This window comes from Thermocatellispora tengchongensis (assembly GCF_014202315.1).
GTDB classification, from domain to species: domain Bacteria; phylum Actinomycetota; class Actinomycetes; order Streptosporangiales; family Streptosporangiaceae; genus Thermocatellispora; species Thermocatellispora tengchongensis.
This window is the reverse complement of record NZ_JACHGN010000008.1, coordinates 16,077-35,325: the sequence shown is the minus strand read 5'-3', so window position 1 is coordinate 35,325 and position 19,249 is coordinate 16,077. Positions and strand designations below refer to the sequence as shown.

The window sequence follows — 19,249 nt, the reverse complement described above, 5'->3', positions numbered from 1 at the left end:
ACCGACATGACAAGCACCGCGACGACGACCACCCTGTCCGACCTCTCCGGCGACTACGTCCTCGATGTCGCCCACAGCCGGATCGGGTTCGTCGCCCGGCACGCCCTGGTGACCAAGGTGCGTGGCCAGTTCAACGAGTTCGACGGCGGCCTGCGCATCAACGCGGAGGACCGCGGCAAGAGCACCGCGTACGTCACCATCAAGGTCGCGAGCATCGACACCCGCAACCAGCAGCGTGACGAGCACCTGCGCAGCAGTGACTTCCTGGCGATGGACCAGTTCCCGGAGATCACCTTCATCTCCACCGGGGTTCACGTCACCAGCGAGCAGACGGCGGAGCTGACCGGCGACCTCACCATCAGGGGCGTCACCAATTCCGTCACGGTGCCGTTCGAGTTCCAGGGCGGGGTCGTCGATCCGTTCGGCAACCACCGCGTAGGTTTCGAGGGCTCCGCGGTCATCAACCGCAGGGACTACGGCATCACTTTCAACGCCGCGCTGGAGACGGGCGGCGCCCTGGTCAGCGACAAGATCACGCTGGAGTTCGAGCTCGCCGCGATCAAGCCGGTCTGACATGTCGATACGCAACCGACCTCGGGCGCGGGGTGCCCACCCGCGCCGAAGGCCGAATCCCGTTGAGGATGGAAATGACACATTCCTTTGAAGTAGGGGTCATCACCTTCGGTGAGATCAGCCCCGATCTCAGGACCGGCGCACTGATGTCACCGCGCGACCGCATGGCGGAAATCGTGGAGCAAGGGGTCGTGGCCGACGAGGTCGGCCTGGACGTCTACGCGGTGGGTGAGCATCACCGATCCGACTTCGTCGCTTCCGCTCCGCCCGTCATCCTGGCGGCGGTGGCCGCCCGGACCAACCGCATCCGCCTGACCAGCGGAGTGACCGTGCTGGGCTCGGAGGACCCGGTCCGGGTCTTCCAGGACTTCGCGACGCTGGACCTGCTGTCCGACGGCCGGGCCGAGATCATCGCCGGCCGGGGTTCCTTCTCCGAGTCGTTCCCGTTGTTCGGCTACGACGTCGCCGACTACGCGGACCTCTACCGGGAGAAGCTCGACGCCCTGCTCGCGATCCGCGCCGGCAACCCCGCGGTCTGGCGTGGCGGCCCGCATACCCGGGACCTGACCGGGCTCGATGTCGCTCCCCGTCCGGTCGGCGAGCTGCCGATCTGGGTCGGCAGCGGCGGCACTCCCGCCTCCGCCGTCCGGGCGGGCTCGCTGGGCCTGCCTCTGGCGCTCGGCCTGGTGCTCGGGCCGATCGGTCAGTTCACCGGCGCGGTGGCGAAGTACTACGAGGCATTCGAGGCCGCCGGCCATCCGGCGGCGAACGCGCGGGTCGGCATCACCGCGCACGGCTATGTCGGCGCGACGAGCCAGGGCGCTCGGGACACGATGTATCCGTACTTCAAGGTGGGCATTCGGGAGAACAACCACCAGCGTGGAGCCGGGTTCGACCTGCCGCGCGCCGCCTTCGACGCGCAGGCGACACCGGGCGGAGGGCTGCTCGTGGGTAGTCCGCAGGAGGTCATCGACAAGTTGATGACCTACCACGAGCTCTACGGGGTGACCCGGGCCGTCTTCCATCTCGGCTACGGCCACATGCCGCAACGCGACCATCTCGCCGCCATCGAACGACTCGGCACCGAGGTCGCGCCGGTGATGCGGCGTGAGGTGTCCCGCACCGCGGGCAGCGCGGCATGAGCCGAGCCCTGAGCGTCGTCGTCGTCAACGGCAGCCCGAACGAGCGATCCAAGACCATGGGTCTGGCCGGGCTCGTCACATCCCGGCTCGGCGAACTCCTGCCGATCGAGCTCCATCAGGTGGATGTCCACCGGCTCGGGCCGAGCTTCACCGGCGCCATCGCCCGGGAGGACGTGTCACCCGAGGTCGAACGCCGGCTCCGGCTGGTCGAAGAAGCCGACGTGCTCGTCGCGGCGACACCGGTGTTCCGGGCGTCGTACTCCGGGATGTTCAAGCACTTCTTCGACCTGGTCGACCAGTACGGCCTTGCGAACAAGCCCGTCATCCTGGTGGCCACCGGGGGAAGCGATCGGCACGCGCTCGTCATCGAGCACGCGCTCCGGCCGCTGTTCGGCTTCTTCCAGGCCGCGACCGCGCCGGTCGGCTTCTACGCCAACGCGGGTGACTTCGACGGCACCTTGGTCCTCAACGGCGAGGTGTACAGCCGGGTCGAAGTCGGTGTGAACGACATCATGCCGCGCCTGAGGGCACTGGCCGATCGGGAGCCGGCCACCGCCGGATGACATCCCGTCACTCGTGCTGCTGCGCCCACCGCGTGCGCGGCAGCACGCTCGCACCGGCGAGCAGCGCGAGCATGACCGCCCCGAACACGAGCACGGCGATGGGGATCGGGATGACCTGCATCAGGACGCCGAGCAGGATGACGGGCACCGACATCCCGAGGTAGGAGGCGACGAAGAGCCCGGCGAGGGCTTCGGCCTGCGAACGGCCCGCCGCGATGGCGACGACGGTCCCCACGCTCGCCTTGAACAACACGCCCGCTCCGGCGCCCGTGACGGTCCCGCCGACGACGAACACCGGAAAGGCCACCGCCTGCATCGCCCCGACCAGCAGGACGAGGCCGGCAGCCAGGAGCATGACCCCGGCCGTCTGCTGCGCCCTGGTGGACCATCCGCCCGTGACCGTCTGAGCCGTCACCGAGGCGCCGAACGCGGCGAAGGCGACGGCACCGGCCACCGCGTGCGAGGTGATGTGGAGCTGCCCCGCCAGGAACGCCCCGGACAGTCCGCTGAACACCCCGAACATGGAGAAACCCACGAAGCCCGCCACCAGTGCGCCCGCGTACGCGGCCCTGGACTCCGGCGGTACGACGACGCGCTGCGGCCGGTAATGCCAGGGTCCGTCCACACCCGAGACCGTCTCGGGAACGAGGGGGACCAGCAGCAGGCCGCCGAGCATCGCGAACAGCAGAACCAGGTACGGCGTGTGCAGCGGCGCGGGGGTGACGTCGGCGAGCATGCCCGCGACGAGCATGCCCGCGCCGATCCCGCCGATGTTCGCGGCCGTGGACATCGTCTCGGCCCGGCCCGCAGGCCGGCCTGTTGCCGGCGCGCGGCCCGCAGGCCGGGCCATGGCCGACGTGTGACCTGCGGGCCGGCCCATGGCCGGACGGGCCGTGCCGTGCAGTTCGGTCATGTGCGCGGTGGCCGTGGCGGTGAGCATGCCCACGCCCAGGCCGGAGAGAACGCGCGCGACGATCAGCATGCCCAGATCGGTCGAGGTCAGGAAGATCAGCCCGGCGAGCACATTGAGCAGCACCGCGGGAGCGATCATGCGCAGCCGTCCGAAGCGGTCGGAAAGGTGACCGGCCAGGAACAGGGATGCGATGACGCCGAACGCGTACGCGGCGAAGACGATGGTGGCCGCGACGGTGCCGAAGCCCTCCCGTTCCTGGTAGATGACGAACAGCGGCACCGGGGCGCCCGCGAAGGCCATCGTGACGGCGAAGGTGTAACCGATGATCCAGAAACCGCGGGCGTGGTGCCGCCGCCGGATCGTTGCTGGAGATGTCACGCGGCGATCGTGCATTCCCTCCCCTCATCGTGTCCAACGAATCATCCTGAATCCAACTATCGCGACACGCGATACATAGGGGCGCAAGCCGAGGGCCTACGGGTCCTCCGGCGACGGTGTGCCCGCCTTGAGCTCGGCGGCCAGGGCGGCGGCGGCCGCGGACAGCGGACGGCTCGCCGAACGGGCCAGACGCACCGTCCAGATGAGCGCGGGATCGACGTCGAGCGCGACGAGCCGGGGATCCGCCCGGACCAGTGTCGCCGGCACGAACGCCACGCCGAGCCGCTCGCCGACCAGCGACTGCGCCATGGTGAAGTCGATGGTCTCGGTGTAGACGGTACGACGCAGGCCCGCGGCGGCGAAGGCCGAGTCGACCAGCAAGCGGTTGCCCCAGCCCGCCGGGGAGTCGATGAACGCCTCGTCGGCGATCTGCTCCAGCCGGATCGTCCCGGAGGAGGCGAGAGGGTGGGACACGGGGCACACCAGCAGGAGCGGCTCGCTGTCCAGGCTCTGCAGGTGCACCCCCGGCACCGTGTCCGTCGGGGTCGCGACCAGCGCGAGGTCCAGGTCGCCACGGCGCAGCGCGTCGAGATGGTCACGCGTCCCCGCGGTGGACGAGCGCCCTTGCACGACGACCGCCGGATGCCTGCGCCGGAACGACGCCAGACGGCCCGCCAGGTCGAACCCCCCGACGTGGTGCATCATGCCGAGGTTCACCGTGCCGGTGACCTGGCCGCGCGTGGCGGCGACCGCGGCGGTGGCGGCCTCCAGCGCGCACAGGACGTCGCGGGCTCGCGGCAGGAGCGCCTCACCCGCGGGAGTGAGGCTGATCCTGCGGCCACGGACGAACAGGGTGCTGCCCAGTTCCCGTTCGAGCTGGCGCACGGCCGCCGACACCGCCGACTGCACCACCCGGACACGCTGGGCACCTGCCGTGAAGCTGCCCGTCTCGGCGACGGCGACGAAGTATTCGAGCTGATGCGGCTGCACCCGGCCATCGTATCGCGATACGCGATACTTCGGTTCGCCATGATTCGTTGGACATGATGGATAGCCGAGGCGCACGATCGACTCGTGGCGCCGGCGAAACGATCGGCAGCCCCGTACCGGTAATCCCGAAGGAAGAGTGATGGCACGTACTCCGCTTTCCGCCGACAACGCGGCGATCGTCCTGATCGACCACGCGATCGGCTTCTCCAACCTGATCGGATCCCACACGATCGAGGAGAACCTCAACGGCACCCTCGCCCTCGCCAAGATCGCGAAGGTCTTCGGCACGCCGCTGGTCGTCACCAACGGCTCCGACGACGGCCCGGCCGGTCCGCTGTACCCGGAGCTCCAGGATGTCCTCGGTGATCACCCCGTCATCGTGCGGCCCCCGGTGTTCGACGCGTTCGACGATGAGAACTTCGCGGCCGCCGTCGAGGCGAGCGGGCGCCGGCGGCTGATCATGGCGGGCATCCAGACGGACGTCTGCCTGGCGCTGACCGCGCTGACCGCCGTCGATCGCGGTTACGAGGTGTACGCGGTGGTGGACGCCTCCGCCGCCACCACCAAGGAGACCCATGACACCGCGGTCATGCGCCTGGTCCAGGCGGGGGTGATCCCGGTGAACTGGCTCGCCGTCGGGTCCGAGCTCCTGGGGGGCTGGACCCGCGACCCGAACGCCGCCACGGGCTTCGGCGAGGTGATCTACCAGCACCTCCGCTCGTGGAGGCACCAGAACGCGCTCACCACGAACGTCAGGAAGCACGTGACCGACTAGGTCCCCCCAAGCGTCGTGTGGAGCCCATGCCGGCGCGACCGGCAGGGGCTCCACGACGATCCCGAGACCGCGGGCGCGGCGCCGGGCCTCGAATCGGGAACGGATTCCTCAGTGCAGCAGTTCGGCGTGGTGGTGGGCGATGCGCCAGGCGCCGCCGGTGCGGCGCAGCACGTCGGTGACCCGGGTACGCTCGGCCGGGGCGCCGGGCTGCTCGGCGACGAGCACGTAGCGCGCAACGGCCACCTCGCCCCACACGTCGATCCGCTTGTCCTCGGCGGCCAGGCGGGCGAGCGCGGGCCGCTCCCCGGAGGAGTCGCGGGCCTCGCGGTAGGCGTCCAGCTCGGCGCGGGTGCGCAGCGGGCCGGGCAGGTGGGTCTCCCAGGTGGTCACCTCGGGGTGCAGGTGGGAGTCGAAGCGGGCCCGGTCGGCGGCGAGGAAGGCGTCGTACATGTCGTCGATGGCCGCCGCCACCGGATCGGGGTCGGGCGGGACCGCCGCGCGGTCATCGCGGACGACCTCGCCGCCCTTCATCACCCAGCGGATCGAGCGGAAGGCCGAGGCCGAGGCCAGCGGGTCGGCGTCCATCGCGATCAGGTCGGCGTGCTTGCCGGGCTCGACGGTGCCCAGCTCGGCCTCGGCGCCGAGCCAGCGGATCGGGCCGAGCGTCGCGGCGTACAGGGCGCGGGCCGGGCTCAGGCCGCCCTCGGCCATGTGCTCCAGCTCGCGCACGGTGGCGCTGGTGCCCTCGAAGTCCCAGAACGGCGGCATGTCGCTGCCGAGCAGCACCTCGACCCCGGCCTCCAGGGCCATGGCGTAGCTCTCCAGGTGCCGTGGCCCGGCGCCGAGCGAGCGGGCCTGCATCCACTCGGGCACGCCCAGCTCGTCGAAGAACGCCTTGCACCGCGTGACCAGCAGCGTGGGCACCAGGGCGGTGCCGCGCGCGGCCATCGCCGCGACGACCTCGGGGGTCAGCTGGTAGCCGTGCTCGACGCAGTCCAGGCCCAGCTCGACCGCCTGGGCGACCACCGGGGCGGGGCCGGCGTGCGCGGTGACCTTGCGGCCCCAGGCGTGCGCGGTCTCCAGCACGGCGCGCATCTCGTCGGCGAAGAGCTGCGGGGTGTCGATGCGCTCGTGCTCCCCGGCGATCCCGCCGGAGATCATCACCTTGATCAGGTCGGCCCCGGCCTTGATCTGGGCGCGCACGCCGCGCCGGAAGGCGTCGGGGCCGTCGCATTCGAGGGTGTCGCTGCCCTCGTGGCCGTGGCCTCCGGTGCACACCAGCGCGCGGCCCGCGGTGAAGATCCGGGGGCCGGGCACCCGGCCGGCCGTGATCGCGCGGCGCAGCGCGAAGTCGGCGTGGTCCTTCTCCGCCACGCAGCGCACCGTGGTGACGCCGCTGTGCAGGGTGCGGCGGGCGCCGTCGGCCATGTACAGGGCCAGCTCGTACGGGCCCAGCGTCCTGACGCTCTCGCCACCGGGGCCGGGCAGCGACAGCGACAGGTGCGTGTGCATGTTGACCAGGCCGGGAGTGACGTAAGCGCCGCCGAGGTCCAGCACCACGGCGTCGCCCGCCGCGGGCATCACCTCGGCGTACGGGCCCACCGCCGCGATGCGCCCGCCGTCGATCAGCACGGCCGCGCCGGAGACGGGCCGCTCGCGGGCGTCCACGACGGTGCAGTTCACCAGCACGGTACGGCTCATCGCGCGGCCTCCACGCCGTGGATCTCAGCACCGCGGATCTCAGCACCGCGGATCTCAGCACCGCGGATCTCGACGCCGTAGACCTCCCGCGCGGCCTCGCGGGAGACGTAGCCCTCGGCGACGTCCTCGCGCACGGCCTCGGGGTCTCGCTCGCGCGGGTCGCCGTGCCCGCCGCCGCCCGCGGTGAGCAGGGTCACCCGGTCACCCGGCTCGACACGCGTCCGCCTGGTGCTGACCCGCCGCTCGCGCTCGGTGCCGGGGAAGACGATGACCTGGTTCGGCTCCGGCTCGTGCCCGCCTGCCAGCGCCCACGGGCGCGCCTTGGTCTTCTTGATCACGGTCAGGAACTCGCCGGGGGTGACGAAGCGGATGTCGCGCCGCAGCCCGGGGCCGCCGCGGTGGCGGCCGGGGCCGCCCGAGTCCTCACGGATCTCCATTCGCTCGACGAACATGCCGGTCTTGGCCTCCAGTACCTCGATGGGGGTGTTGCGGGCCTGCGTCTGGCAGAGATGGTTGGCCGGGCCGATCCCGTCGTGGGCGGGGGTGCCGCCCCAGCCGACGGCGTCGTTGTTGCTGACCGCGAACATGAGGCCGGTGTCGGGGTGGGTGCCGACCATCATGAAGCCGGGCACGTCGCCGCCGGAGGAGGCGGGCAGCCGGTCCGGCATGCCCTGGGCCAGCGCCTTGTAGATGAGTTCGAGCGCGACCGTGCCCGTCCACTGGGTGAAGGTCGCGGCCGGGTAGACGGCGTGGAACAGGGTGCCCGGCTCGGCGCGCACCCGCAGCGGCGCGAAGTGCCCGGCGTTGGCCGGCTCGCCGGGCGTGGTGATCGCCTTGAACGCGACCCGGCAGGTGGCGATCGTGGCGCCGAGCGGCAGGTTGACCGGGCCGGGCACGGCCGGCGAGGAGCCGGCGAAGTCCACGGTGAACGTGCCGTCCTCGATCGTGACCGTGGCCTGCATCCGCACCGGGTCGCCGGTGACGCCGTCGTCGTCCAGCCAGTCCACCGCGGTCCAGGTGCCCTGCGGGAGCCGCGCCACGGCCTCGGCGGCCGACTCGGCCGCGGCGGCGACCACGGTGTCGATCACGGCCCGCACCGTGGCGGTGCCGTAGCGGGTGTGCAGGTCGATCAGGCGGCGCTCGCCGGTGCGCAGCGCGGCCACCTGGGCGTTCAGGTCGCCGATCACCAGGTCGGGCATCCGGGAGTTGAACCGGATCAGCTCGATGATCTCCCGGTTCGGCACGCCGCCCGCGTACACCTTCGTGCCCGGGAAGATCAGCCCCTCCTGGTGCATGTCGGTGGAGTCGAGCACGTAGCCCGGGTCCTTGGCGCCCAGGTCCATCCAGTGCGCCCGCACGCACAGCAGGCCGATCAGGTCCTCCTCCAGGAAGACCGGGGAGAACAGGGTCGCGTCGTAGGAGTGGGCCGCGTTCCAGTACGGGTAGTTCAGCAGCACCACGTCGCCCGGCCGCAGGTTCTCCTTACCGACGTACTCCACCCCCTTGCGCAGGGAGAAGTCGTTGGCGCCCAGGAACCGGCTCAGGCCGGTGGACTCGGCGACCAGGCGCAGCTCGGGGTCGTAGACGGAGATGCCGTAGTCGCGCACCTCGTAGATGACCGGGTTGAACGCCGTGCGCTCCAGCGTGGCGCGCATCTCCTCGGCGGCGGAGGTGAGGTGGCTGCGCACGACCTCGACGGTCGCGCCGTCAACACCAGCGCCGTCAACACCAGCGCCGCCCACACCAGCGCCGTCCACGCCCTCAGGCATCCTCCACCCCGTAGACCTCCCGCGCGGCCTCGCGGGAGACGTAGCCCTCGGCGACGTCCTCGCGCACGGCCTCGGGGTCGCGCTCGCGCGGGTCGCCGTGCCCGCCGCCGCCCGCGGTGAGCAGGGTCACCCGGTCGCCCGGCTCGACACGCGTCCGTTTGGTGCTGACCCGCCGCTCGCGCTCGGTGCCGGGGAAGACGATGACCTGGTTCGGCTCCGGCTCGTGGCCACCGGCAAGCGCCCACGGGCGCGCCTTGGTCTTCTTGATGACGCTCAGGAACTCGCCGGGCGTCACGAACCGGATGTCCCGCCGTACGCCGACGCCGCCGCGGTGGCGGCCCGCGCCGCCGGAGTCGGCGCGCATCTCCACCCGCTCGAAGAACATGCCGGTCCTGGCCTCCATCACCTCGATCGGCGTGGTGCGGCCCGCGCTGCCGGAGACGTGGGTGGCGGCGTTCATGCCGTCGTGCGCGGCCGTCGCGCCCCAGCCCACGACGTCGTTGTTGCTCACCGCGAACATCTGGCCGGTGTCGGGGTGGGTGCCGACCATCATGAAGCCGGGCACGTCGCCGCCGGAGGAGGCGGGCAGCCGGTCCGGCATGCCCTGCGCCAGCGCCTTGAGGATCAGCTCGACCGCGACGATGCCGGTCCACAGCGTGAAGGTGGGCTGCGGGTAGACGGCGTGGAACAGCGTGCCGGGCTCGGCGCGCACCCGCAGCGGCACGGTCGTGCCGTGGTTGGACGGCTCGTCGGGCGAGGTGAGCGACTTCAGGATCACCTTGCAGATCGCCTCGGTCGCGCCGAACGGCATGTTGATCGGCCCGGTCACGGCCGGCGAGGAGCCGGCGAAGTCCACGGTGAACGTGCCGTCCTCGATCGTGACCGTGGCCTGCATCCGCACCGGCTCGTCGGTGATGCCGTCGTCGTCCAGCCAGTCCACCGCGGTCCAGGTGCCCTGGGGCAGCGCGGCCAGGGCGGCGCGCGTACGCTCCTCGCCGTCCTCGATCATGCGCTCCACCGCCGCCTCCACCGTGGGGCGGCCGAACTTGGCCAGGATCTCCAGGAACCGGCGCTCGCCGGTGCGCAGCGCGGCCACCTGGGCGTTCAGGTCGCCGATCACCAGGTCGGGCATCCGGGAGTTGAACCGGATCAGCTCGATGATCTCCTTGTTCGGGACCCCGGCGGTGAACACCCGGGTGCCCGGGAAGATCAGCCCCTCCTGGTGCATGTCGGTGGAGTCGAGCACGTAGCCCGGGTCCTTGGCGCCCAGGTCCATCCAGTGCGCCCGCACGCACAGGAACCCGACCAGGTCCTCGCCGTCGAACACCGGCGAGAACAGCGTCGCGTCGTAGGCGTGGGCCGCGTTCCAGTACGGGTAGTTCAGCAGCACCACGTCGCCGGGCCGCAGGTTCTCCTTCCCGACGTACTCCACGCCCTTGCGCAGGGAGAAGTCGTTGGCGCCGAGGAAGAAGGTCAGCCCCGTCGCCTCCGCGATCAGCCGCAGGTCGGCGTCGTACATGGACAGGCCGAAGTCGTGCACCTCGTAGATCACCGGGTTGAACGACGTGCGGATCAGCGTCGCGCGCATCTCCTCGGCCGCGGCCAGCAGATAGCTGCGCACGACCTCCGCCGTCGCCCCGTCCAGCCGCCCGGTCACGCCGTCACCCCCGTCACCAGCAGGTAGCCGTGCGGATCGACCTCGACCCGCTGCCCGGAGGGCACCACCGTGGTGGAGGTGCCCTCGTCCACCAGGGCGGGGCCGGCGAACGCGTCGCCCGGCTCCAGCAGCGCCCGGTCGTAGACGTCGAACGGGACGACGGCGCGCGCGCCGAAGTCGTACGCCTCGCGCCGGCCGAGCAGCGCCCGCCCCGGATCGCCGTCGCCCGGCGGCCGGGTGACCAGCTCGGGCCGGGCCGTGCGGCCGATGCCGCGCACCCGCAGGTTGAGGATCTGCAGCGGGTTGTCCATGGCGTGGCCGTAGCGGGCCAGGTGGGTCTCCTCGAAGGCGCGCCGGATCGCCGCGCGGTCCAGGGCGCCGCCCGCGGTGACGATCAGCGAGTGCTCCTGGCCCAGGTAGCGCAGCTCGAACTGGCGCTCCAGCACCATCCGGTCAGGCGGCACGTCCTGTCCCTCCAGCGAGGCCACGGCCTCGGCCTCGATGTCCTTGAACCGCGACTCCAGGTCCTCCAGGTCGGCGTCGTCCAGGGTCGCCATGACCGTGCGGGAGAAGTCGTCCACGATGTCGGCGCTGAGCATGCCCCAGGCCGAGAACCCCGACGGAGCGAACGGCACGATCACCTCGCCGATGCCCATCTCGGCGGCCAGCAGCGGGGCGAGCAGCGGCCCGGCGCCGCCGAAGGCGAGCAGGGAGAACCCGCGCGGGTCGTGCCCGCGCTCCACGGTGATCTGGCGCACCGCGCCCACGGTCTTGGCCAGCAGCACGTCGAACACGCCCGCCGCCGCGGCCACCGGGCTCAGCCCCAGCGGCTCGGCGATCTGCTCCCGCAGCGCCTCGCGGGCGGCGTCGGCGTGCAGGGCCATGTCGCCGCCGAGGAAGCGGGCCGGATCGACGAAACCGAGCACCACGGCCGCGTCGGTGACGGTCGGCCGGGTGCCGCCGCGGCCGTAGCAGACCGGGCCGGGGTCGGCCCCGGCGCTGTGCGGGCCCACCTTGAGCAGGCCGCGCTCCAGCCAGGCGATCGAGCCGCCGCCCGCCCCGATCGTGCGGATGTCGTAGGTGGGGATGAGCAGCGGGAAGTGTTCGAGCTGCGCCTCGTACGCCGCGACGGCCGCGCCCCGCTCGATCATGCACGCGTCCAGCGAGGTGCCGCCGATGTCGAAGGTGAGCAGGTCGCGCCGGCCCAGCTCCCCGGCGATGTGCGCCGCGCCCACGATCCCGCCCGCGGGGCCGGACAGCACGGTGTGCGTGGGCGAGGTCTTGGCCACCGCGGACGTCATCGAGCCGCCGCCGGAGCGCATGATCAGGAACCGGCCGGCGAAGCCGCGCTCGGCCAGGCCGCGCTCCAGCTCGTCCACGTACCGCTCGAAGATCGGGCGGATGTAGGCGTCCAGGACGGTGGTGCTGGTGCGCTCGTACTCGCGGTACTCCCGGACGATGTCGGTGGAGATCGACACGGTCACGTCCGGGTACGCCTCGCGGATGACCCGCGCCGCCTCCCGCTCGTGGGCCGGGTCGAGGAAGGAGTGCAGGAAGCACACCGCGATCGAGACCACGCCGTGCTCCTCGACCAGGGTGCGCGCGGCGGCCCGCACGCCGTCCAGATCCAGCTCCTCGACCACGCGGCCCTTGTAGTCGAGCCGGCCGCGCACCCCGGCGGTGTGGCGGCGGCGCAGCAGGCTCGGCGGGCGCTGGTACTGGAAGTCGTACATGTGGTCGGAGGGCACGTTGCCGCGGCCGATCAGGAAGATGTCGCGGAAGCCGTCGTTGGTGATCAGCCCGGTCGGCTCGCCGCGCCGCTCCAGCACCGCGTTCAGCCCCAGGGTGGTGCCGTGGATGAACAGCTCCGCCTCGGCCAGGTCGGTGCCGAGCGCGGAGACGGCGTCGAGCACGCCCTCCCAGGGCCGGGCCGGGGTCGTGGACGCCTTGCGGAAGCGGACCTCTCCGGTGCGGGTGTCCAGCTCCATCGCGTCCACGAAGGTGCCGCCGATGTCGACGGCCAGCCTCAGGTGGGTCATGTCACAGCCTCTCCAACAGCGCGGGTATCTCGTCCACCCGGCGGCATGCGACGCGGCCGGGCATGCCGCCGTACGCCAGGAGCTCCGGCTCCCCCTCGCGGCACTCGGGGGTCGCGAAGGGGCAGCGCGGCGCGAGCGGGCACCCGCCGCCGGCCTCCGCCTCCTCCAGGTCCCTGGTCAGTTCCACCCTCGGCCCGGCGAAGCCGTCGCCCAGGCTCGGCGCGCCGGACAGCAGCGCCCGCGTGTACGGATGGCGCGGGTCGCCGAACACCTGCTCCACCGGGCCCTCCTCGACGATCCTGCCCAGGTAGAGCACCACCACCCGGTCGCAGAAGCCGCGTACGGTGGCCAGGTCGTGGGAGATGAACACCGAGCCGCGCGCGGAGTCGCGGGCGACGCCGGCGATCACCTCCAGGATCTGCGCCTGCACGGTCACGTCGAGGGCGGAGGTCGGCTCGTCGAAGACGATCAGGTCGGGCTCGCCCACCAGGGCGCGGGCGATGCCGACCCGCTGCGCCTGCCCGCCCGACAGCTCGTGCGGACGGCGGGTGAGCATGGAGCGGTCCAGCTCCATGCGGTCCAGCGCCTTCGCCACCCGCTCGGCGCGCTCCGCCGGGCCCACGCCCGCCGCGCGCAGCGGCTCGGCTATGGCGTCGGCGACCGTGCGCCGGGGGCTGAGCGAGCCGATCGGGTCCTGGAAGACGAGCTGGGCGCGCGTGCGCAGCCTGCGCAGCTCCCGGCCGCGCACCTCGGCCAGCGGCCGCCCGGCCAGCTCCACGCCACCGCTCGCGGGCGCGACCAGGCCGAGCATGAGCCGGGCGAGGGTGCTCTTGCCGCACCCGCTCTCGCCCACGACGCCCACGGCCTCCCCGGCCGCGACGCTCAGGCTCACCCCGCGCAACGCGTGGTGCCCGGCCCCGCCGAACCGGCCCCGGTACACGACGTGCGCGTCCCGCACGCGGGCCACGACCTGCGGCTCGGCGCCGCCTCCGGACGCCCGCTCCCGCCGCTCGGCGATCCGCGTCCCGGTCCCGGCCAGGGGCGCGGTCTGGGGGTGGAAGCAGGCGGCGGTCCAGTCGGCGGCCAGGGCGGCCGGCTCGGGACGCCCGGCGGCGCACTCCCCGGTGGCGTGCGCGCAGCGCGGCGCGAACGGGCAGGCCGCGGGCGGCTCGCGCAACAGCGGCATCGCGCCCGGGGTCGCGGTCACCGGCCGTCCGCCCAGGTCGGGGACCGAGCGGAGCAGGGCCCGCGTGTACGGGTGCGCGGGCTCGCCGAGCACCTGGGCGGCCGGGCCGCTCTCCACGACGGTGCCCGCGTACAGCACGACCACCCGGTCGCACACCTGGGCGATGGAGGCGAGGTCGTGCGAGATGAGCAGCACGCCCCGGCCCTCGGTGTTGGCGGCGGCGCGGAACCGGTTCAGGATCTCGCCGGTCAGCGTGACGTCGAGCCCGGTGGTGGGCTCGTCGGCGATCAGCAGGCCCGGCGCGCAGCCCGTGGCCAGGGAGATCATCACGCGCTGGGCCATGCCGCCGGACAGCTCGTGCGGGTAGGCGTCCAGGCGGCGGCGCGGGCTGCGGATGCCGACCGACTCGAACAGCTCGGCGGCGACCTCGCGCGCCCGGTCGCGGTCCATGCCGCGGTGGGTGCGCAGCCGGTCGGTGAGCTGGGCGCCGACCGTCCTGGTGGGGCTGAGCGCGCCGCGCGGGTTCTGGAAGCACAGCGCGGCGCCGCGGCCCCGGTGCGCCTGGAGCGCGGCGGGGTCCATGGTGAGCACGTCCGCGCCGTCGAACAGCACCCGGCCGGTGGCCCGCGCGCCGGCGGGCAGCAGTCCGACCACCGACCGGGCGACCATGCTCTTGCCGCCGCCGCTCTCGCCCACCAGGCCGACGACCTCGCCCGCCTCGACGTGCAGGTGCACGCCGCTGAGCGCGGCCACCTCGTGCCCGGGGCGCCGGATCAGCACCGACAGGTCCTCGACGGACAGCAGGGTCATGGCGCCGTCACCTCCGCACCGCGTCGGCGCGCTCCTGCAGCCCCTCGCCGAGGAGGCTGAAGCCGAGCACGCACACCAGCAGGAACAGTCCCGGCGGCACCGAGGTCCACCACCGCCCGGCCACCACGTCGGCGGTGCCCAGGCTGATCATCGCGCCCCATTCCGCGCCCGGCACCGGCACGCCCAGCCCCAGGAACGACAGCCCGGCCAGGGTGAGCATGGCCCAGCCGCAGTTGAGCGGGGCGATGACGCGCACGGGGGTGAGGCTGTTGGGCAGCACGTGCCGCCACAGGATCCCCCAGGGCGGGGCGCCGGAGGTGCGGGCGGCCTCGATGTAGGGCAGCTCGCGGATCGAGCGGACCTCGGCGCGCACCAGCCGCGCGTACGCCGGGGCGTTCACCAGGGCGATCACGGCCACCAGGTTGAGCGTCCCGCCGCCGAACAGCGCGGCCACCGCCAGCGCCAGGATGAAGGTGGGGAACGCCTGGAACACGTCCACCACGCGCATGAGCACGTCGTCCGCCCAGCCGCCCCAGTAGCCGGCGACCAGCCCGAGCAGGCTGCCCGCGACGACCGCGAGCGCGACCGCCACCACCGCGACGCCCAGGTCGAGCCGGGCGGCGTACAGCACGCGGCTCCACACGTCCATGCCGTTGAGGTCGGTGCCGAGCAGGTGGGCGCCGCCGGGCGCGGCCAGCGGGGCGGCCGGGTCGATCTCCTCCGGCCCCCAGCCGGTCAGCAGCGGCGCGAGCAGCGCGGCCAGCACCACCACCGCGAGGATGACCGACCCCGTGACGATCAGCGACGAGGCGAACCTGAGGTCTTTTGTCATGAGATGCGCACCCTCGGGTCCAGCGCCGCGTGCACGACGTCGGCGATCAGGAACACCACCACGTAGAACAGCGCGATCAGCAGCACCGACGCCTGGACCACCGGGTAGTCGCGGTAGAGCAGGCCGCGCAGCGCCCACTGGCCGAAGCCCTGCCAGGAGAACACGTACTCGATCAGCACCGTCGATCCGATCGCGAAGCCGAAGACCAGGGCGGCCAGGGCGGGCAGGCGCACCAGGGTGGCGCGCAGCAGGTAGCCGCGCAGCAGCAGCCGGCCGCGCAGGCCGTGCGCCTCGGCCGCCGCGTACGCCTCGGAGGCCAGCACCTCCAGCGCCGAGGCCCGCACGCTGCGCAGCAGCGGCGCCACGATCACGATCGCCAGCGTGAGCACCGGCAGCATCAGGTGGTGCAGCGCCGAGACGAACGCGGGCCCGTTGCCGGTGAGCGCGGCGTCGAGCAGGTCGGCGCCGGTGAGCAGGCTCAGGTCGGTGTCGGGATCGACCCGCCCGCTCGGCGCGGGCGCCCAGCCCAGCACGCTGTACCCGAGCAGCACCAGCACCAGGCCGAGCCAGAACTCCGGCAGCGAGTTGCCGACCAGGGCCGCGATCCGCACCGTGTGGTCGCCGAAACGCCCCGCCCGGCGCGCCGACCAGATCCCCAGCGCCGTCGCCACCACCAGGGCCAGCGCCAGCGCGATCACCACCAGCTCCAGCGTCGGCCCGATCCGCACCGCCAGCTCACCGGCCACCGGGGCGCCGCTCTGGATCGAGGTGCCCAGATCGCCGGTGACCAGCCCGCCCAGGTAGTCCAGGAACTGCCGCCACACCGGCTGGTCCAACCCGTAGCGGGCCCGCGCCGCCGCGGCGTCCTCGGCGGTGGCGTTGGGCCCGAGAATGGTCCGGATCGGATCCCCGGGCAGCACCCTGACCAGCAGAAACGTCAACACGACGACGCCGAGCAGCACCGGGAGGAGCTGAAGCAGGCGACGCAGAAGGAAACGGAGCACACGCATGAGCGCTCAGCCCACCGCACTCATGACCGCGCTCATCAAGTACGCGGTCACCCGGCGCGCGGGCATTCGGACCGCGCTCGCATCACGCGCGTTCACCCCACGCGCGGTCACTCGGCGTGTGCTCACTCGGCCCCCGCTCACGCGGCGCGCGGTCGTTTCGTGCGGGGTCATTTGGTGACCGTGAGGTAGCGGAGGCGGGCCAGGCCGTCCATGGGTTCCACCCAGCCCGCGACCTCCTCGCGCACGGGCAGGTTGAAGTTGGGCTGGCAGATCATCACCCAGGGGGTGTCCTCGGCCAGGATCTCCTGGACCCGGGCCCACAGCTTGAGCCGCTCGGCCTCCTCGATCGTGGTGTGCGACTTGTCGAAGATCTCCTCGATCTCGTCGTTGACGTAGTTGGAGTAGTTCAGCGCGGCGCCCTTGGTGAAGCTGGTGCCGAGCATGTACTCCACGTCGTTCACCCACAACTGGCCCGAGGTGATCTGCAGCGGGATGTTCTTCTTCTCCCGGCGCTCGGCCAGGGTGGCCGGGTCGAGCGGGGCCAGTTTCAGCTCGATGCCCGCCTTCTTGGCCTCGCTCTGCACCAGCACCGCGATCTGCTGCTGCTCCTCGTTGTCGGTCTGGAACACCAGCTCGGACTGGATGGTGCGCCCGCCGAGCAGTTCCCTGGCCTTGGCGGTGTCGTGAACGTAGGGGTAGCCGGTCTCGGCGTAGCCGGGCATGTCCAGCGGGACCACGCTCTTGGCCGGGCGGGCGTCGCCGCCGTACACGTTCTGGATGATCTGCTCGTACGGCACCGCGTACGCCAGCGCCTGCCGTACCTTGACGTCGTCGAACGGCGCGGTCGTCACCGACATCTGGATCGCGACCTGGTTGTTGCTCGGCGCGGAGATGACCTTGATGCCCTCGGCGCTCTTGAGGTCCTTGATGTCGCGCCTGCCGATGCCGAGCGCGATGTCGATGTCGCCGTTCTGGAGCTGGAGCCGCTGGTTGGCCGCGGCGGGCACCACCATGAGCCGGATCGTGCCGGTCTTGGGAGCGTCGGGCCCGGGGTAGCCCGGGTTGGCGGTGAGCACGATCTCCTGCCCCTGGGTGGCCTTCTCCACGTTGAAGTAGCCGCCGGCCTGCGGGTTCTTGGCGAACCACTCCTTGGCCCAGGGGTCGGCGTCCGTGGCGTGCTTCTTGGCCTCCACCGAGTCGAACACGTACAGGGAGATGGCCTGGATCTGCCGGGTGAGCGCGCTGGCGAACTCCTGGTGGAAGCGGACGGTGTAGTCGTCCACGACCTCCACCTGGTCGGCCTTGGTCAGCCCGATCAGCCGATAGATGCCGGCGACGTTGGCCTGCGCGGCGAACGCGCGGTCCTTGGACCACTTCACGTCGTGCGCGGTCATCTCGTTGCCGCTGGCCCACTTGACGCCCTTGCGCAGCTTCAGAGTCCAGACCTTGTTGCCGGCGTCGGGCTCGAACGACTCGGCGAACGCCGGGCCGATGGCGCCGGTGTCGAGGATCTGCCCGCCGCCGACGGACTTCACCCCGTAGTCGATCATGTAGGGGAAGACGTTCTTGTACAGCATGAGCGCGGTCAGGTCGAACCCGACGAAGTCCTGGTCCCAGCTGCTCAGGTAGCTGCTGACCGCGATCCGCAGCGTGCCGCCGGCGGCCCCGCCCGGCGCGGTCTCCGAGGCGGCGCCCTCGGGCTGCCCGGCCTTGGTCCCGGCCGCGCAGGCGTTCGTGAACCCGGCCGCGACGAGCAGCGCCACGCCGCCGCCCAGCCGCAGCACCGTACGCCGGGACGGCCCCTCCCCCATGCGCGACAAACCGGCCATGGCAGCCCTCCAGAGACCCGTGCTGAACAACGTGCGCCTGTTCTATCAGACGCAAGTTTCAGTGAACAAGATGGCGGCGCTTGTTCACAGGTGAACAGCCTGCGTGACCAGCGGTTTCGCCGAGGTCTCCGGCCCGCGATTTCACATGAACGTAACTAGACGCACGAAGGCCCCGGCCGGCGTCGATCGCCGGCCGGGGCCTTCGCGGAAGCGGTGTCAGACCTTGAAGCGGTGTCAGACCTTGAGCGCCACCCCGCCGTAGCAGGCCACCTCGGACGCGGTGCCCCACGGGTTGGGGTCGGGCCGCCACAGCGGCACGGACACGACGCCCGGCTCCAGCAGCTCCAGCCCGGTGAAGAACCGCTCGATCATCTCCGGGCTGCGCGGGGTGTAGGGGATGGCGCCGCTGCCCCTGTTGTAACCGCCCAGCGCCTTGACGTACGCGGGGTCGGTGTCGGTGCCGTCGTACAGGGCGAGGTAGCTGCCGGACGGCAGCTCGCGCAGCAGCCGGCTCACCACCGCCCGCGCCTCGTCGTAGTCGGCGACCAGCCCCATGATCCCCATCAGCATGAGCGCCGTCGGCTTGCTGAAGTCCAGGGTCTTGGCCGCCTCGCGCAGGATGAACTCCGGGTCGCGCACGTCGGCCTGGATGTAGTCGGTCGCGCCCTCCTCGGTGCTGGTGAGCAGCGCCGCCGCGTGCACCAGCACCAGCGGGTCGTTGTCCACGTACACGATGCGCGACTCCGGCGCGATCCGCTGCGCCACCTCGTGCGTGTTGTCCTCCGTCGGCAGCCCCGTCCCGATGTCCAGGAACTGCCGGATGCCCGCCTCTCCGGCCAGGAACCGGACCACGCGGGTGAGCATGTGCCGCGACTGCCGCGCGATGTCCACCATGCCGGGGAACACCTCGCGGATTTTCTCTCCGGCCATCCGATCGACGGGATAGTGGTCCTTGCCGCCCAGCATGTAGTTCCACACCCGGGCCGAGTGCGGCACGCTGGTGTCGATCACCGGCACCGAATCCCGTGGACCGGTCGGTTCATCCGCCACCGAATCTCCTTCAGTTCAAGATCATTCGCATC

General features: G+C 72.0%; 15 protein-coding genes. 4 read left to right on the top strand and 11 right to left on the bottom strand.

Features of this window, described 5'->3' with window-relative positions:
• Positions 1–6 precede the first annotated feature (6 nt).
• From HNP84_RS19505 to HNP84_RS19495, 3 genes are read left to right on the top strand one after another with little or no spacing between them, the layout of a single operon-like run.
• Positions 7–573: a YceI family protein gene (locus HNP84_RS19505; RefSeq protein ID WP_185051198.1), complete on the top strand. Its 567-nt coding sequence runs from the start codon at positions 7–9 to the stop codon at positions 571–573.
• Positions 574–605: 32 nt separating this feature from the next.
• Positions 606–1,715, top strand: coding sequence for an LLM class flavin-dependent oxidoreductase (locus tag HNP84_RS19500; protein ID WP_221336483.1), 1,110 nt, complete (start codon positions 606–608; stop codon positions 1,713–1,715).
• Positions 1,712–2,278, top strand: coding sequence for an NAD(P)H-dependent oxidoreductase (locus tag HNP84_RS19495; RefSeq protein ID WP_185051197.1), 567 nt, complete (start codon positions 1,712–1,714; stop codon positions 2,276–2,278). Before HNP84_RS19500 ends, HNP84_RS19495 begins: the two co-directional genes overlap by 4 nt.
• Before the next feature lie 7 nt (positions 2,279–2,285).
• On the opposite strand, the gene HNP84_RS19490 is transcribed toward HNP84_RS19495, so the two are convergent.
• Positions 2,286–3,569 (bottom strand): MFS transporter, encoded by a 1,284-nt coding sequence (locus HNP84_RS19490; protein WP_221336482.1) that lies wholly within the window; start codon positions 3,567–3,569, stop codon positions 2,286–2,288.
• Between the two features lie 96 nt (positions 3,570–3,665).
• Positions 3,666–4,559 (bottom strand): LysR family transcriptional regulator, encoded by an 894-nt coding sequence (locus HNP84_RS19485; RefSeq protein ID WP_185051195.1) that lies wholly within the window; start codon positions 4,557–4,559, stop codon positions 3,666–3,668.
• 139 nt (positions 4,560–4,698) lie between these two features.
• Here HNP84_RS19485 and HNP84_RS19480 point away from each other — a divergent pair, with 139 nt between their 5' ends.
• Positions 4,699–5,334, top strand: a complete 636-nt coding sequence (locus tag HNP84_RS19480) for an isochorismatase family protein (protein WP_185051194.1) — start codon at positions 4,699–4,701, stop codon at positions 5,332–5,334.
• 108 nt (positions 5,335–5,442) lie between these two features.
• Here HNP84_RS19480 and HNP84_RS19475 read toward each other — a convergent pair whose 3' ends face one another.
• The 9 genes from HNP84_RS19475 to HNP84_RS19435 form a co-directional block, all read right to left on the bottom strand.
• Positions 5,443–7,035 (bottom strand): amidohydrolase family protein, encoded by a 1,593-nt coding sequence (locus tag HNP84_RS19475; RefSeq protein ID WP_185051193.1) that lies wholly within the window; start codon positions 7,033–7,035, stop codon positions 5,443–5,445.
• A complete protein-coding gene (locus HNP84_RS19470) occupies positions 7,032–8,804 on the bottom strand; it encodes a hydantoinase B/oxoprolinase family protein (RefSeq protein WP_185051192.1) in 1,773 nt (590 codons plus the stop codon). Before HNP84_RS19470 ends, HNP84_RS19475 begins: the two co-directional genes overlap by 4 nt.
• Entirely contained in the window at positions 8,797–10,461 is a 1,665-nt protein-coding gene (locus HNP84_RS19465; protein ID WP_185051191.1) for a hydantoinase B/oxoprolinase family protein, read from the bottom strand. The genes HNP84_RS19470 and HNP84_RS19465 overlap by 8 nt, the downstream gene beginning before the upstream one ends.
• Entirely contained in the window at positions 10,458–12,500 is a 2,043-nt protein-coding gene (locus tag HNP84_RS19460; protein WP_185051190.1) for a hydantoinase/oxoprolinase family protein, read from the bottom strand. The genes HNP84_RS19465 and HNP84_RS19460 overlap by 4 nt, the downstream gene beginning before the upstream one ends.
• A gap of 1 nt (position 12,501) precedes the next feature.
• Entirely contained in the window at positions 12,502–14,496 is a 1,995-nt protein-coding gene (locus tag HNP84_RS19455; RefSeq protein WP_221336481.1) for a dipeptide ABC transporter ATP-binding protein, read from the bottom strand.
• Positions 14,497–14,503: 7 nt separating this feature from the next.
• Entirely contained in the window at positions 14,504–15,328 is an 825-nt protein-coding gene (locus HNP84_RS19450) for an ABC transporter permease (protein WP_185051189.1), read from the bottom strand.
• Positions 15,325–16,338: an ABC transporter permease gene (locus HNP84_RS19445; protein WP_185051188.1), complete on the bottom strand. Its 1,014-nt coding sequence runs from the start codon at positions 16,336–16,338 to the stop codon at positions 15,325–15,327. The genes HNP84_RS19450 and HNP84_RS19445 overlap by 4 nt, the downstream gene beginning before the upstream one ends.
• A gap of 167 nt (positions 16,339–16,505) precedes the next feature.
• A complete protein-coding gene (locus HNP84_RS19440) occupies positions 16,506–18,167 on the bottom strand; it encodes an ABC transporter substrate-binding protein (protein WP_185051187.1) in 1,662 nt (553 codons plus the stop codon).
• Positions 18,168–18,401: 234 nt separating this feature from the next.
• Positions 18,402–19,217, bottom strand: a complete 816-nt coding sequence (locus tag HNP84_RS19435) for an SAM-dependent methyltransferase (protein WP_312925224.1) — start codon at positions 19,215–19,217, stop codon at positions 18,402–18,404.
• Positions 19,218–19,249: the final 32 nt, after the last annotated feature.

Bases quoted from the DNA above. Each gene is read 5' to 3' on its own strand.
- HNP84_RS19505 (WP_185051198.1), top strand. From the start codon at position 7: ATGACAAGCACCGCGACGACGACCACCCTGTCCGACCTCTCCGGCGAC.
- HNP84_RS19495 (WP_185051197.1), top strand. From the start codon at position 1,712: ATGAGCCGAGCCCTGAGCGTCGTCGTCGTCAACGGCAGCCCGAACGAG.
- HNP84_RS19480 (WP_185051194.1), top strand. From the start codon at position 4,699: ATGGCACGTACTCCGCTTTCCGCCGACAACGCGGCGATCGTCCTGATC.
- HNP84_RS19475 (WP_185051193.1), bottom strand. From the start codon at position 7,035: ATGAGCCGTACCGTGCTGGTGAACTGCACCGTCGTGGACGCCCGCGAG.
- HNP84_RS19470 (WP_185051192.1), bottom strand. From the start codon at position 8,804: ATGCCTGAGGGCGTGGACGGCGCTGGTGTGGGCGGCGCTGGTGTTGAC.
- HNP84_RS19460 (WP_185051190.1), bottom strand. From the start codon at position 12,500: ATGACCCACCTGAGGCTGGCCGTCGACATCGGCGGCACCTTCGTGGAC.
- HNP84_RS19455 (WP_221336481.1), bottom strand. From the start codon at position 14,496: ATGACCCTGCTGTCCGTCGAGGACCTGTCGGTGCTGATCCGGCGCCCC.
- HNP84_RS19450 (WP_185051189.1), bottom strand. From the start codon at position 15,328: ATGACAAAAGACCTCAGGTTCGCCTCGTCGCTGATCGTCACGGGGTCG.
- HNP84_RS19445 (WP_185051188.1), bottom strand. From the start codon at position 16,338: ATGCGTGTGCTCCGTTTCCTTCTGCGTCGCCTGCTTCAGCTCCTCCCG.
- HNP84_RS19440 (WP_185051187.1), bottom strand. From the start codon at position 18,167: ATGGCCGGTTTGTCGCGCATGGGGGAGGGGCCGTCCCGGCGTACGGTG.